We start from the raw sequence: 14,745 nt of genomic DNA on the forward strand, positions 1-14,745 counted from the left end.
ACGCTTGACGCTAGCCCGTGCAGGAGACCGGCCGACGACCATGCGAGAGCGCTGCTCAATCACGACCTCCGCGGTGCTGAAGGCTTCTGGGCGTAGCTCCTGCGGCTGTCTCTGACTGCTTTCTGCAGCACCCCGGTCAGATCTGGTGTCGGCGGTCCTCAGTACGCTTGGTAGTCATGACAGACGACGGAGCCCGGCACGCGTTCATCTCCTACGTCAAGGAGGACAAGGACCACGTCGACAAGCTCTGCCGTGTCCTCGATGCGGCTCAGATCCCGTACTGGCGTGACCGCAAGGACCTCGCGCCCGGCGATGCATGGAGGCAGAAGATCCGCGACGCCATCCGATCCGGCTCCGTGACCTTCCTTGCTTGCTTCTCTGACTCGTCGCGCGCGCGAGAGACGTCCTACATGAACGAAGAGCTCACCCTTGCCGTCGAAGAGTTCCGGCTCCGCCCACCCGGCGCCACCTGGCTAATCCCCGTTCGCTTCGACGACGGCCAGGTTCCCTTCTGGGATCTTGGTGCGGGGCGAACCCTTGACGACCTGAACTACGCGGACCTCTTTGGAGACAGCTACTCGGAGAACGCAGCTGGCCTGATCGCGACGATGAATCGACTCGTAGGGCTAGGCGTCAGCAGTCCGGCCACGCTCCGCGCTGCACTCGACGAAGCCGTAGGGGAGCGGCGCGGCGCTCTGATGGCCAAGCTGACTAAGGAGATGCTGGCCAACCAGTCGCGGCGCATCGAATTGGACGACCTGATTGGACAGGAGACGCGCACAATCCTCCGAACCATGAAGGACGATGAGCGTTTCTCCGCCTCGTCTCTTCCTGGGAGCGGCAACGAGCGGGTCGCCGCAACAGTGGCTCAGGCTCGCGCGTACTGGGAGCTCGTCGAACCCATGTGCTCGTCGATCCGGATCGCGGCGCGCTGGGCTGATGCCGCTACCTTCACGACGTGGACGGCCGCAGTGCGCGCGATCACCTCAGAGGCCCTCAAGCCTGCGAGTGGCATGACACAGCTCATCAGACTCAGAGCTCTCCCCGCGCTGTGTCTACTCGTCGCCGGCGGTCTCGCCGCACACGCTCAAGGACGCTGGGACAACGTCCGGGCCCTGGCGATCGATACTCAGGTCAGCACCAACGGCAGCGCCCCCGCGCCGCTAGTCGATGTGATCTATCCCTACGGCCCCTTCGAAGATCCCGAGTGGGTCCCGAACGTGCTCGCGCGATCGACGCTCGGGTCCAGTGATCCCGCCACCGTGGTGGAATTGTTCGCGAACCGGAAGCTCACAAAGCTCCGTACCCCGATCGCGGACTGGCTGCATCACGTGCTCCGGTCGATGTTCGAGGATCAGTTCGCGACAGACGACGACTACGACGCCGCCTTCCATTCGACCGAGATCCTCTTCGGGCTCCTCTCCCAGGACGTCGCGATACAGGCAGTGGCCGCAGGCGGATGGCGACGCGACTCGCACTGGTTTGGGAGATCCACCTGGCAGGACAGATGCTCACGAGTCGGCCCCATCAGCGCGATTACCCTCGGTCTCAAGCGGGACGGCGGCCACTGGCCACCGCTGCAAGCAGGGCTTTTCGGAGGAGATATTGACCGGGCGGCAGAAGCAGCCGAACGGTTTCAAGATGTGTTCGAGCGTGTAGCGCGCGACAGAGGTTAGGTCGGCTGACACCGGCGGCTCAGGCTTGGACACCCCCTCCCGTACGGAAAGGGCTCCGCGAACTCAGAGTGGGCCGAGGAACCTATCTATTCTGCTCTGAGGCGAAATCCCGGCAGCTCGGCAGGCAGTGCCTCGCCGTGCTTCGGGGTGCTACAGCGTCGAAGTAGGAGGTGCCGGCGGCCTCGACATTTCGGTTGGCCCGACTCATCAGCTCCCGAAGACCAAGCTGGCATAATGTAGGTCATATCAAAGGAGGGATCAGAGCCACCTCGCCAGCGGCCGCTGCTGCAGGCAAGGATCATCGAGCAATACGCGCCGTAAAGCCACAATTGTAGGGGAGCATAGCGGACGCGCCGCCTTCAAAGACGACAGGAGCAAACTCTGATGACGCGCATTTCATGGGAGAGATATGAGGGCAACGATGTTGAAGCAGTCGTTGCGATGCTCATCAATCGAGAACGCTCAAACTCTGTACGCATTACACCTTCAAAGGGCGATGGCGGCGTGGACATACTTGATAGAGGTGCGGCTGCCCGCGGCGGCGACGTCGTCTACCAGGTGAAACGCTATACAGAACCGCTTTCAGCGAGCCAGCGAAACAATATTGAGGAGTCATGGGCGCGGCTTCAAGCCGATCCTCGGTGGGGGGCGCTCGATGTCCAGGAATGGCATCTAGTTACGCCCTGGGATCCAACACCTGAAGCAGACGCTTGGCTACAAGGCCTCGACAACAGCGAGCGCACTATCGTATGGCACGGCCTGACTTACATCGAGGTCCTCGCCACCAAATATCCGGAGATCATTGACTACTACTTAGATGGTGGAAGGAGTCGCATCGAAGACGCATACCAGGCAGTCGTCGCCATCCTAGCCCCAGCCGATGCGAATTCGAGCTTGGATGTCCCTAACGTTTCTTCCAGGTTGGCGAAAGCGCTCACGGTTCTCGACGGAGATCCCCACTATCGGTACGAGGTTCGGCTCGGAGAAGGAACGGTACCTCATTCGGTCGAACGGCCGAACCTGGTAATGACATGGATTGAATCGCAAGGCCTGGGCAAAAAATGGCAAGCCGTCGACGTCATAGCTCGATGCGCAGCTTCAGTTACTGAGCGGCCGATCATCATCTCAGGTAGCGTGCGCGCGGAAGACGGCTCCGATCTGGCCACGGCTCTTCAAGACTTCGTGGACTACGGCGCACCGTTCGCTGCGCCGGCTGGGGCGTTCGCAGGCAGCATCGACGCTCCCGGAGGTCTCGGCGGCCCACTAACGAACGCGGCGGTGCGAGTCCTACCTGTCGTCGGCGACCTCGGTGCGGACCCGCACCTTATCCTCGCGACCCAATCCCGCGAGGGCTTAGTGATCGCTGAGACAGAGGTCACCCGTGTTGAGCGAAGCGCAGGCACGAAAGGTTTCCGCGTGGTTCTACAGCAGAGGAATAACGTTTTTACGATTGAAGACCGCTACACTGAGACGAAGGGCGGCAAAAGAGTGATCCGCTTTGGTGACTTTTCTCACCAGCCCGCCTTAGAAGTGCGCGCGGCTCTTACTTTCATCACGTCAGCGACCCCTCCGAACATGGTTACGGTGCGCCGGAAAGGCGTGCCTGCCTCGAGCGCGACTGTCGATAAAAACTGGAGCATCGACTTTTCCGATGAAATTAGCCGCGTTCTCGAGGGTGTTGCGGGCCCTGCTGGTATCCTTTCGCGTCTTCAACAATTTACAGGGATGATCGTCAAAATCCCAGACCTAACCAAGACGACTTCTGCTCAGGTAGCAGAGTGGCGGCGCGTGGCGAGGATTCTGGAGGGAGAGGATGTGATGGGCACTTACCCCGAGGGCTACGCAGTCGGGGTCGAACTCGTAGCAGAGGTTGACACGATCCCAGGCCCACTGGCGATTGAAGTTCCCCTCGATGTGACGATTGGACGTCAGGAGATTCAGTTCGGCAAAGCTCTCATGTGGATCGAGGATGCAACGGTCCTAGATCGACGCGAAGTCGACGGTCATTTCTTGCACTGGCTCTCGACGCCCGATCGGCGCATCCGATTCTCCTTACCCAAGGACGATCAGGACGGCCCAGTAGGTGAGCCAGCCTAGCCCAGTTGACGGTACCCCCTTCGAGTTATTGGAAGGAAATACTTCCCGGAGTCCAGTCAACGACTTTTGCGGTGGTTGCACCGGAATCAGAACCAGGGACTATCTTAACGGTGTCTCCGGGGTGCAGTGCCTCGGGATCGGTCCCTGGTGCAAGCTGGGCGGAGTTTGCGGTGCTGGCCAAAGGGTGGTCGATGGCGTACGTACGGTTGCCCAGCTGGAATATTGGTGCTTCCACCTTCACTAAGTGTCCCCCCGCGGCGATACTTGCCACGACGCCCCTGACGCTCGTTGCTTGTGCCTCATCCTCCGGTATCCGGAGGCTAATTGCGTTCCACTCCCAGTGATAGGGTGTGCCCGCATAGATCGAAGCGAGTAGTGAGAGGTAGCGGAACTGGCCATCGGTAATCTCGTTTATGGAGGGCATAACGAACGTAGATGTCGAGTACGTCTGTAAGTGGAAAAGATGCTGTGCGACCGGATGATAGATCGTCTCGAGCGCGGTCGGCAAAACCGTCCCATGCGCTCGGATAAGCGATTGATTAGCGCCGGTTTCCACCGAAATGACGTCACCCTCGCTGATGCTAAGTAATACTTCGAGTTCGGTGAGAACGGCTTCGGGATTTCGTCCGTCAGCGTTGCCCATTCGCACCTTCGCGTCGGCGTCGTCATCTTGCTTGATCCGCAGCTCAAAGTCCAGCATCCCCTCAGGGGTCCCGCTAACGAGGCGCAACCAGCCGGTAGAGCTGCCGACCGTTCGCGCGGATACGACCAGCGGCAAACGGAACCGGGTCTCGCTGTCACTTTTGATGCACCGGAGGTAGAGCGGTGGCAAGTCCTCGCTGGTCGCCTGCACGAAGGAGACGGTTGACTCGATCGGCTCACGCTCTGAGAACGGGCCCCCGACGGTTCTGGTCCTGACGCGGGCGTCCTGGAATGGGATACCCCATTCGGACCAAGCTTGTATGGCTTCATGTTCAGGAGTGTCTGGCGCTGCCAGGAATTCCATGCTCAAACTGATGGGTTCAATCTCCATCGCATCATCGGAGCGCGGCACTACAGACTCGTACTTCCACCGAGAGTCTCCAAGAAAAGTCATGCGGTGGTATACTGCCCGGTCGTCGTCAGTCGGTAACGGAATGTCATAAGCGTTGGCCACCGTGCGCGTGCCGTGCTCGATGCGGTAGTTATCGCTTATTGTATCGCGGATGGCATCTAGCGCATCTTGCCGGGTCTCGATTGCATCAAGCATCTTAAGGGATTCACCGCGTTCGACTGGCGAGGACGCAAGCATTGCCTTTTGGCTAATAAACTGCTCTAGAACCCCTTCGCCGTGAACGAACCTTTGCATGGTTTCGGGATAGCGGTCCGCAAGGCCAGCGATGAAAGCGTCCCCGTCCCACTGGCACGGGAACGGCGCGTCCGCTGTAATCTCGTCGAATAACGCATAGCGCTCGTCGGTTGGCGTCCACGGTGTCACGAGGTGGTATCGGGCAATTCGAGATTCGCCTGGTCTAACATGCTGCTCCATGAACCGTTCCCATGACCCCCTGACCTGGCGGAACTGGCTATCGGTCATGGCCGTCGTAAATCCTTTAACCTGCCATATCTCGAGGCCGCCTGCCGTTGAACGAAGTATGTCGATGCCGCCATCACCCTGAGACGGATTGACCTGCCGTGCGTTAGTGAACTCGCGGCGCAGGAGGGTCGCGACGAGAGACTCGATGGAGTCCCCGCTTCGCCGCTGAATCAGCGGCCAGTCATAGGTAGGCACGGAGCAAGCCTACGAAATGAGTCAAGGACCATGGGGAGACGCGCTGCGACGAAATAGACGCCAAGGTGCCGGGGGGACATGGGCGAGCTTGGCCCGCGATGGTCGGCGGAGCGGAAAGTGGCCCCAGCGCCGCTCGTGCAGCGGCGACGGCGGCTGGGTCGGAGGTGCTGACCTGGCGAGCTTCATTCCAGTCAATCGACGTTTGCACCCGGTTGTCCCTGAACCCGGCGGGGTCGGTGTCGAGCTTCCGCTCCTCTGCCGCGGACCCCTCCGGCTCGCGGTTCCGCGTCCGGCTCGCTGGTTCGACCAGTTTCGGCGTGCCGAGGCGCGTTCCGAGTGCCAAGGCGCGTCGCGAGTGGCAAGGCGTGTTCCGCTTGCCGCAAATCGCTCCAGTCGACCTGTGGCTCGCGATTTTGCGTCAGGCTCGCTGGATCCGCCGGTCCAGCGTGCCCAGGCGGTTTTCGCGAGCCGGAGGTCACCCTCGCGGCCTCAACCGCGCCACTCCACGTCCACGCGCACCGGCTCTGCGCCGATCGGCAGCCCGCCCGACACCTCGCGCCCGTCGACGCGCAGTACCGCGTCGCTCAGCGTCCGCAGCCGGGTCCCGCCCGCCGGCGCCAGCCACTCCGCACCCGGGACCCGCCGCACCGTCAGCGATGCCCGCCCCGGTGTCCACTCCAGCCGGTCCACGACCAGCCCGCCGCGCGCCCGCAGCCCCGTCACCGCACCGCGCGCCCACACCGAGGGCAGTGCCGGCAGCACCGTCAGCGTCTCGTCGTCCGACCCGAGCAGCATCGCCGCCACGAGCCCCGGCAGCCCGCCGCTCGCGTCGAGATTGAAGATGCGCCCCGCGTCGTGCCGGGTCGTCAGCGTCGGCGACCAGTGCTCGACCGCCAGCCACTCCGCACAGGTCAGCGCCGACTCCGCATCGCCCAGCGCCGCGGCCGCCGTGCCCACCTGCACCAGCCCGAACGCCATCTCCATCCGCCCCGGGGGAGCGGTCGGCGCCTCGGCCCGCCACGCGATCTTCGCGGCCACCGTCGCCGCCGCGGCGGCTCGCAGCCGCAGGGCAGCCGGACCGTCGCCCTCGAACGCCGCATAGCCGCCGTACCAGAGCGGGTAGAGCTGAGAGGCGTGCCGGTGCGCGATCTCCTCCGGGAACCGCGGGTCGATCCACTCCGCCAGCGTGCCGTCCTCGGCGACCCGGTACTCCGGCAGCTCCGCCACCACCCGCGCCCAGCGCTCGTCGAGCGAGTCGTCGCCGCGGGCCCGGCCGAGCAGCGCCGTCGCCCGCGCGGCGTCCCGCAGCACGGCGACGTCGATCGTCGCATCGACCGCTATCGGCGAGCGCGCACCACCCGGTGTGTTCTCGGGGGAGTAGGAGGGGACGATCCGGCGCACCCCGTCGACCACGGTCGTTCCGGTCTCGGCGAAGCGCAGCACGCCCTCGGCCAGCTCCCACAGCCGGTCGTCGACGATGCCGCGGTCTCCCGTGGCCGCGACGGCGTCGGAGGCCAGGCGCAGCACCCAGCCGCCGCAGCCCGTCCAGAAGAGGTGCGGGTAGCTCGCCGCGAAGTGGTCGGCGCGGCCGTGGGTCGACATCCGCGACGGCAGGAGCATCCCCTCCGCCCCGTAGACGAGGCGCGCGTTCTCGCGGTAGTCGTCGAGGTGCGGCAGCACCAGCTCCAGGATCGACAGCGCCAGCTCGGGCGTGCCGGTCGGGATCATCCCCGCCATCGCGCCGTTCTGCACGTTGCCGTTCAGCGTGTAGTCGGCCGACCAGGCCGGCCGCCAGGTGCCCTGCCAGACGCCCTGCAGCGTCGGCGGCAGCTCACCGGTCGACGCGACGATGTTCGCGCGGCCGCTGAGGTACGCGAGCTCGACGACGCGGCGGCGCGCGCCCTCGTCGCCGGCGCGGGCCTCCTCCCAGAGGTCCTCGGTGAGCACCGCGGAGGAGGCTCCGGCGAGATCGAGGGAGGAGGCGCCGACCAGCCGGCCGTGCCCGTGGCGCTGGGCCTCGCGCAGCTCCGCCCACGAGGCGTCGCCGCCCGTCGGCTCGCCGCCCGCACGCTCCCGGCCCGTCGGCTCGTCGCCCGCCAGCGACAGATCGACGCGGAGGAGCGCGCCCGCCCCGGCCGCGACCGGCACCGTCGAGCGAGTCACGACGCCCTCCACGTCCCACGGCGCCCCGGTCGCCGCGGTGACCGTCGCGCGGATCCGCTCGCCTCCGGTCTCGGCGCTCCCGGTCCCGGCGACGGCCAGCAGTCGCCCGACCGCACCGCCCTCGACCGTCGCCTCGACCACGGCCGACGCGTCTGGCACGCCCGTGTCGAACGAGGTCGCGTCCCCGGCGCCCAGCCCGAGCTCGACCGTGCTCTCGCCGTCGCGCTCCGACTCCACCCGCAGCCGGACGCTCTCGCCCCCGTGCGGAGCGATCAGTCGCACCGCGTGCCGCCCGCCGTCGAGGTCGGTCCACTCGACCGCGACCTCGCCCAGCAGCGGGTCGAGCAGGCGCCGGCTCGACGCGACCCCGCCGACCGTGCGGATCGACAGCGTCGCGCACAGCCCGAGCGGATCGGTCCAGATCAGGCCGCCGTCGTAGCCGCTCGCCCGCGCCCCGCGCTCGAGCAGGTCGCTCGCCGCGTCGGCGTCCCCGGCCAGCAGGGCACTCCGCAGCTCGTCCCGCACCGGGGCGAGGTCCGGGGCGGCGGGCCGCGCGTTGACGGGGAGGAAGTAGCGCTCGTGCGCCAGCGAGACGGTGAGCGCGTCGGCCGGGCCGTGCACCACGGCGCCGACGCGGCCGCTGCCGACGATCAGGCCCTCCTCCCAGGTCGGGGCCGCAGTGGCGGTGACGAGTGTGGGCGTGCGCGACAGTGCGCCGTCGATCGGGGCGATGATCGGTTCCTTTCGGGCTCGCGGGAGTGCCTGATATGTTGCGTGGACCCTCAAATTACCTCTCCCGGTGCGACGGCGCGCGGGAGTCGAGAGTTAGGAATCCGCGATGACGCGACCGATCACCCTCTTCACCGGCCAGTGGGCGGACCTCCCCTTCGAGGAGGTGGCCCGCCTCGCGGGGGAGTGGGGCTACGACGGCCTCGAGATCGCCTGCTGGGGCGACCACATCGACGTGGCGCGCTGGGACGACGCGGAGTACGTGCAGAGCCGGAAGGACATCCTCGAGCGCAACGGCCTCCAGGTGTTCGCGATCTCGAACCACCTCACCGGCCAGGCGGTCTGCGACGACCCGATCGACGAGCGCCACCGCGACATCCTCAGCGACCGCGTCTGGGGCGACGGCGACCCCGAGGGCGTCCGGCAGCGCGCCGCCCAGGACCTCAAGGACACCGCCCGCTTCGCCGCCGCGCTCGGCGTGACGCAGGTCAACGGCTTCTCCGGCTCGTCGATCTGGAAGGGCGTGGCCATGTTCCCGCCCGCCTCCGACGAGTGGATCGCCGCCGGCTACCAGGACTTCGCCGACCGCTGGAACCCGATCCTCGACGTCTTCGAGGAGGTCGGCGTCCGCTACGCGCTCGAGGTGCACCCGAGCGAGATCGCCTACGACTACTGGACCGCCAAGCGCACCCTCGAGGCGATCGGCCACCGCGCCTCGTTCGGCTTCAACTTCGACCCGTCGCACTTCGTCTGGCAGCAGCTCGACAGCGTCGCGTTCGTGCTCGACTTCGCCGACCACATCTTCCACGTTCACGTGAAGGAGTCGGTCACCAACCTCGACGGCCGCAACGGCGTCCTCGGCTCGCACCTGCCGTGGGCGAACCCGCGCCGCGGGTGGACCTTCGTCTCGACCGGGCACGGCGCCGTCCCGTGGGAGCCGGTGTTCCGCGCGCTCAACGCGATCGGCTACACCGGCCCGACCAGCGTCGAGTGGGAGGACGCCGGCATGGACCGCCTCGACGGCGCCCCCGAGGCCCTGGCCTTCGTGCGGAAGCTCAACGCGATCACGCCGCCGGCCGACGCCTTCGACGCGGCGTTCTCGACCTCGCGCGACTGACCGTCCGCCGCACGCCTGCGTCCCGGAGGCCGGAAGGACCGACTGCCCGCGAGGGCCGTCCGGGCCTCCCGGCCTCCGTCGTGCTGCGACCGCGTCCGCAACCGGGGCCGGGACGCTGCAGCGGGCGCCGAACGGGCCGGAGAGGGCGATCCGACCTCGATCGCCGACGTGATCCAGGTCGGTCTCGGCGGCGGGCCCCCCGCCCCGACCCGGCGGCTCGCCGGGAACGACGGAACGGCCGGCCCCCCGCAGGGAGCCGGCCGTCCGGCCTCGCAGGATCTACAGGCCCTGGGAGAGGCGGTAGTACGCCGCGTTCGAGCGGATGTCGGACTCGAAGCCGCGGAGGGTGGTCGACTCGTCGATCACGAGGAGCTCGACGCCGGCGATGCGGGCGAAGTCCTCCCACGCCTCCAGCCCGATCTGCGTCGTCATCACCGTGTGGTGCGCGGCACCGGCGGTGATCCAGGCGGCGGCGCTGGTGCCGAAGTCCGGGGCGGGCTGCCAGACGGCGCGGCCGACGGGCAGGTGCGGGAGCGTCTGGGGCGGCTCGACGTTCCGGACCTTGTTCGCGACCAGGCGGAAGCGCTCGCGGACGTCGCTCAGGGCGACCACCACGGCGGGTCCGGCGTCGGCGGTGAAGACCAGGCGCACCGGGTCCTCGCGGCCGCCGATGCCCAGCGGGTGGATCTCGAGCGAGGCGCGCTTCGACGACAGGGACGGCGACACCTCGAGCATGTGCGCGCCGAGGATGAGCTCCTCGCCGGGCGTCATGTCGTAGGTGTAGTCCTCCATCAGGCTGGTGCCGCCGGGGAGGCCGGCGCCCATGACGGCGGCGATGCGGATGAGGACGGCCGTCTTCCAGTCGCCCTCGCCGCCGAAGCCGTAGCCGTCCGCCATGAGGCGCTGCACGGCGAGTCCGGGGAGCTGGCGGAGCCCGCCGAGGTCCTCGAAGCTGTCGGTGAACGCCTCGAAGCCGCCCTCCTCCAGGAACGAGCGCAGGCCGATCTCGACCGCGGCGCCGTAGCGGAGCGACTCGTGGCGCTCGCCGCCGGGGAGCAGCTCGGGGACCACGTCGTAGCTCTCGAGGTACTCCGCGACGAGGGCGTCGATCTGCTCGGAGGTGGCGGCGTCGACGCGCTCGACGAGCTCGTTCACGCCCCAGGTGTTGACGCTGACGCCGAGGCGGATCTCGGCTTCGGTCTTGTCGCCCTCGGTGACGGCGACGTTGCGCATGTTGTCGCCGAAGCGGGCGACCTTCATGCTCCGCGAGGCGGACCAGCCGGCGGCCGCGCGCGACCAGGTGCCGATGGCCTCGGTGACGCGGGCGTCGCTCGCGTGGCCGACGACCGTCTTCCGGGGCACGCTCATCCGGCTGAGGATGTAGCCGTGCTCGCGGTCGCCGTGCGCGGCCTGGTTGAGGTTCATGAAGTCGAAGTCGATGTCCTGCCACGGCAGGGCGACGTTCGCCTGGGTGTGGAAGTGCAGCAGCGGCTTGGCGAGCGCGTCGAAGCCGTGGATCCACATCTTCGAGGGGCTGAAGGTGTGCATCCAGGTGATGACGCCCACCACGGAGTCGTCGGAGTTCGCCTCGATCATGGTGCGGCGGATGGCGTCGGAGCTCTTCAGCACCGGCTTCCACTCGACGGTCACGGGGATCGCGCCCGCCTCGTTCAGCTGCGCGACGACGGCCTGCGACTGCTCGGCGACCTGGCGGAGGGTGTCCTCGCCGTAGAGGTCCTGGCTGCCGGTCAGGAACCAGACGGTGCGGGTGGCGAGGTCGGGGATGATGCTCTGGTACACGCTCATGCGATGGCTCCGGTGGGGTTCTGTCCGTAGACGTTCTGGTAGCGGTCGAACAGGGCGTCGATCGACTCCTGCGGGATGGGGACGAGCTCGCCGCCCTGGCGCGCGAGGTGCACGGTGCGGGCGACGTCCTCGGCCATGACGGCCGCCTTGACGGCGTCCTTCGCGTCCTTGCCGATGGTGAAGACGCCGTGGTTCTGCATCAGGACCGCCCGCGAGCGGTGCCCGCTGAGGGTCGCGACGATGCCGCGGCCGATGGAGTCGTCGCCGATGATCGCGAACGGGCCGATGGGGATCTCCCCGCCGAACTCGTCGGCCATCGCGGTGATGACGCAGGGGATCGACTCGGCGCGGGCCGCCCACGCGGTCGCGTAGGTGGAGTGCGTGTGCACGACTCCGCCGACCTCGGGCATCTCGCGGTACACGTAGGCGTGCGCCGCGGTGTCGCTGGAGGGGCTGCGGTCGCTGCCGGGGGTGCCGGGGACGACGTTCCCGTCGAGGTCGCAGAGGATCATGTTCTCGGGCGCGAGGTCGTCGTAGGAGACGCCGCTGGGCTTGATCACGAAGAGGTCGGCGCCGGGCACGCGGCCCGAGATGTTGCCGCCGGTCCAGATGACGAGGCCGTAGCGGACGAGCTCGGAGTGCAGCCGCGCGACGTCCTCGCGGACGCGGGCGATCGCCTCCTCGACGGCGGGGGTCTGGGTGGTCATGCGGTAGCTCCCTGGTTCTGCGGGTCGGTGAGGGTCTCGACGGCGGTCTGCTCGACGGCGAGGCCGGCGCGGTAGCGCTCGAGGTAGGCGGAGAAGCCGGCGACGTCGTCCGCGTCGGGGGCGACGGTCTCGAAGCCGGAGTCGCCGAAGACCTGATCGGTGAGGTACGCGTCGAGCGCGACTCCGCTCTGCAGACGGTAGGCGGCGAGCACCGCCATGCCCCACGGGCCGCCCTCGGAGGCGGTCGCGGCGACCGAGACCGGGGCGTCGAGCGCGCCGGCGAGGAAGCGCTGGGCGACCCCGGCGGTGCGGAACATGCCTCCGTGCGCGAACATCTCGTCGATCCGGACGCCCTCGCCCGCGAGGACGCGCATGCCCAGCGCCAGGGTGCCGAACACGCCGTAGAGCTGCGCGCGCATGAAGTTGGCGAGCGTGAGGCGCGAGTCGGGAGTGCGCACGACGAGCGGGCGGCCCTCGACCAGCCCGGCGATCGGCTCGCCCGCGAGGTGGTTGTAGGCGAGCAGTCCGCCCGCGTCCGCCTCGCCCTCGAGCGCCTCGGCGAAGAGGGTGCCGTAGACGGCGTCGCTGTCGGAGGGTCCGCCGGACGCGGCGGCGAACCGCGAGAACAGGCCGACCCAGCCGGCGAGCTCGCTGGCTCCGTTGTTGCAGTGGACCATCGCGACGAGGTCGCCGGCGGGGGTCGCGACGAGGTCGAGCTCGTGGTGCACGCTCTCGAGCGGGCCCTCGAGGACGACCATGGCGAAGATGCTGGTGCCGGCGCTGACGTTGCCGGTGCGCGGGGCGACGGAGTTGGTCGCCACCATGCCGGTGCCGGCGTCGCCCTCGGGCGGGCAGGCGGGGGCGCCGGGTCGGAGGGAGCCGGTGGGGTCGAGCAGGAGCGCGCCCTCGGCGGTGAGCGAGCCGGCGTCGGCGCCCGCGGGGAGCACGGCGGGCAGCAGCTCGCGCAGCGGCTTCACGGCGCCGGCCGCGCGCTCGTCGTAGAGGTCGACGACGCGCTGGTCGTAGTCGCGGGTCGCCGGGTCGGTCGGGACCATGCCGGAGGCGTCGCCGACTCCGAGGACCTTCTCGCCGGTGAGGCGCCAGTGCACGTAGCCGGCGAGGGTGGTGAGGAAGTCGATCCGCTCGACGTGCGGCTCGGAGTCGAGGACCGCCTGGTGCAGGTGCGCGAGCGACCAGCGCAGCGGGATGTTGGCGCCGAACAGCTCGGTGAGCTCGGCCGACGCGGGACCGGTGCTGGTGTTGCGCCAGGTGCGGAAGGGGACGAGCAGCCCGCCGTCCGCATCGAAGGGGAGGTAGCCGTGCATCATCGCCGAGACGCCGAGCGCCCCGACGGAGGAGAGCTGCACGCCGTGGCGCGACGAGGCGTCGGCGACGAGGTCCGCGTAGGCGGCCTGGAGGCCCGCGTGGACGGCGTCGAGGGAGTAGGTCCAGCGGCGGTCGACGAACTGGTTCTCCCACTCGTGGCTGCCGACGGCGAGGACCACGGACGGGTCGGCCGCGTCGACCAGGCACGCCTTGATCCGGGTGGAGCCGAGCTCGATGCCGAGGGCGGTGGCGCCGCTCGTGATCACGTCGGCGGGGGTGGGCCTGCGCTGGTCCATCATGCTCCTCGCTCGGGCGATGTGACCGTTCACAAAGCCCCGGGTCAGCGTAGGCGAAACGGCTCGGGGTCGGCAAGCGAGGGGCCGCCCGACGGGGTCCGACTGCTCCTCCTCCGCCGCAAGCCCCTTCCGCCGGGGCCGCCCGCTTGGTCGCATGAGGCATGCGTGAGATCAGACTCGTCAGACTCGTCACCCGCCTCGAGAACGCCGCCGCCCTCGATCCGCTCGTCGGCCGGGTGAAGCGGGCCGTGAACGCGGTGGTCCGGCCGCAGCCGGTGCGGGACGTGCTGCACGGCGTCCCGGTCGGCCACCCCGTCCATCCGCTGCTCGTCCTCGTGCCCACCGGCGCCTGGGTGTCGGCGGCGGTGCTCGACCTGCTGCCGGGGAACCAGCGCGCGGCGAGGACCCTCGTCGGCGTCGGCGTGATCAGCGTCCTGCCGACCGCCGCTTCCGGCTTCACCGACTGGTCGGAGCTGCACGAGCAGCAGACCCGCGTCGGGCTGGTGCACTCGGCGGCCAACGTGGTCGCGACGGGCCTCTACGCCGCGTCGTGGGTGCAGCGCCGCCGCGGGCGCACCACGAGCGGGAAGGTGCTCGGGATGCTCGGGCTCGCCGTAGTGTCAGGCGGCGGCTACCTGGGCGGCCACCTCAGCTACCGGCAGGCGGCGGGGGCGAACCACGCGGAGGACGTGCCGCACCGCTTCCCCTCCGGCTGGCAGGAGCTCGGCGCCCTGGCGGACCTGCCGGAGCGCACGCCGGTGAGGAGGGAGGTCGCGGGCCTCCCCCTGCTCGCCTTCCGGCGGGGCGAGCGGATCGACGTGCTCTCGAACGTCTGCAGCCACCTCTCGGGCCCGCTCGACGAGGGCGAGGTCTCGGCGGACGGCTCGGGGGAGGCGTGCGTCGCCTGCCCGTGGCACGGCAGCACCTTCTCGCTCGAGACCGGCGAGGTGCTGCGGGGGCCGGCCACCTCGCCGCAGCCGCGGTTCGAGACGCGGGTGCGCGAGGGGCGCGTGGAGGTGCTGCTGCCGCACGCGGGGTGAGGCGGGGGCCGGTGCTG

Annotated in this window: 9 protein-coding genes; 4 read left to right on the forward strand and 5 right to left on the reverse strand. The window is 68.5% G+C overall.

Annotation, left to right across the window (positions count from 1 at the left end; all coding sequences use genetic code 11):
* Positions 1-176 precede the first annotated feature (176 nt).
* Positions 177-1,676, forward strand: coding sequence for a toll/interleukin-1 receptor domain-containing protein (locus C5C95_RS00200; protein ID WP_104323537.1), 1,500 nt, complete (start codon positions 177-179; stop codon positions 1,674-1,676).
* A 384-nt stretch (positions 1,677-2,060) separates the two neighbouring features.
* A complete protein-coding gene (locus tag C5C95_RS00205; RefSeq protein WP_104323538.1) occupies positions 2,061-3,773 on the forward strand; it encodes a restriction endonuclease in 1,713 nt (570 codons plus the stop codon).
* A gap of 25 nt (positions 3,774-3,798) precedes the next feature.
* Here C5C95_RS00205 and C5C95_RS00210 read toward each other — a convergent pair whose 3' ends face one another.
* Entirely contained in the window at positions 3,799-5,544 is a 1,746-nt protein-coding gene (locus C5C95_RS00210) for a hypothetical protein (protein WP_146087029.1), read from the reverse strand.
* Positions 5,545-6,033: 489 nt separating this feature from the next.
* Positions 6,034-8,493, reverse strand: a complete 2,460-nt coding sequence (locus C5C95_RS00215; RefSeq protein ID WP_104323540.1) for a glycoside hydrolase family 95-like protein — start codon at positions 8,491-8,493, stop codon at positions 6,034-6,036.
* Positions 8,494-8,545: 52 nt separating this feature from the next.
* Here C5C95_RS00215 and C5C95_RS00220 point away from each other — a divergent pair, with 52 nt between their 5' ends.
* The gene (locus C5C95_RS00220) at positions 8,546-9,553 is read left to right on the forward strand and encodes a sugar phosphate isomerase/epimerase (protein WP_104226056.1); all 1,008 of its coding nucleotides are present in this window, start codon (positions 8,546-8,548) and stop codon (positions 9,551-9,553) included.
* Between the two features lie 279 nt (positions 9,554-9,832).
* On the opposite strand, the gene araA is transcribed toward C5C95_RS00220, so the two are convergent.
* The 3 genes from araA to C5C95_RS00235 are packed head-to-tail and all read right to left on the reverse strand — an operon-like array spanning position 9,833 to position 13,688.
* Positions 9,833-11,359: an L-arabinose isomerase gene (araA, locus tag C5C95_RS00225; RefSeq protein ID WP_104323541.1), complete on the reverse strand. Its 1,527-nt coding sequence runs from the start codon at positions 11,357-11,359 to the stop codon at positions 9,833-9,835.
* Positions 11,356-12,066 (reverse strand): L-ribulose-5-phosphate 4-epimerase, encoded by a 711-nt coding sequence (locus C5C95_RS00230; RefSeq protein ID WP_104224687.1) that lies wholly within the window; start codon positions 12,064-12,066, stop codon positions 11,356-11,358. Before C5C95_RS00230 ends, araA begins: the two co-directional genes overlap by 4 nt.
* Entirely contained in the window at positions 12,063-13,688 is a 1,626-nt protein-coding gene (locus tag C5C95_RS00235; protein WP_104248018.1) for a xylulokinase, read from the reverse strand. Before C5C95_RS00235 ends, C5C95_RS00230 begins: the two co-directional genes overlap by 4 nt.
* Before the next feature lie 161 nt (positions 13,689-13,849).
* Here C5C95_RS00235 and C5C95_RS00240 point away from each other — a divergent pair, with 161 nt between their 5' ends.
* Positions 13,850-14,728 (forward strand): Rieske 2Fe-2S domain-containing protein, encoded by an 879-nt coding sequence (locus C5C95_RS00240; protein ID WP_104225039.1) that lies wholly within the window; start codon positions 13,850-13,852, stop codon positions 14,726-14,728.
* The last annotated feature ends 17 nt before the right edge of the window (positions 14,729-14,745 follow it).

The organism is Rathayibacter sp. AY1B7 (assembly GCF_002932735.1).
GTDB lineage: Bacteria > Actinomycetota > Actinomycetes > Actinomycetales > Microbacteriaceae > Rathayibacter.

Bases quoted from the DNA above. Each gene is read 5' to 3' on its own strand.
- C5C95_RS00200 (WP_104323537.1), top strand. From the start codon at position 177: ATGACAGACGACGGAGCCCGGCACGCGTTCATCTCCTACGTCAAGGAG.
- C5C95_RS00205 (WP_104323538.1), top strand. From the start codon at position 2,061: ATGACGCGCATTTCATGGGAGAGATATGAGGGCAACGATGTTGAAGCA.
- C5C95_RS00220 (WP_104226056.1), top strand. From the start codon at position 8,546: ATGACGCGACCGATCACCCTCTTCACCGGCCAGTGGGCGGACCTCCCC.
- araA (WP_104323541.1), bottom strand. From the start codon at position 11,359: ATGAGCGTGTACCAGAGCATCATCCCCGACCTCGCCACCCGCACCGTC.
- C5C95_RS00230 (WP_104224687.1), bottom strand. From the start codon at position 12,066: ATGACCACCCAGACCCCCGCCGTCGAGGAGGCGATCGCCCGCGTCCGC.
- C5C95_RS00235 (WP_104248018.1), bottom strand. From the start codon at position 13,688: ATGGACCAGCGCAGGCCCACCCCCGCCGACGTGATCACGAGCGGCGCC.
- C5C95_RS00240 (WP_104225039.1), top strand. From the start codon at position 13,850: ATGCGTGAGATCAGACTCGTCAGACTCGTCACCCGCCTCGAGAACGCC.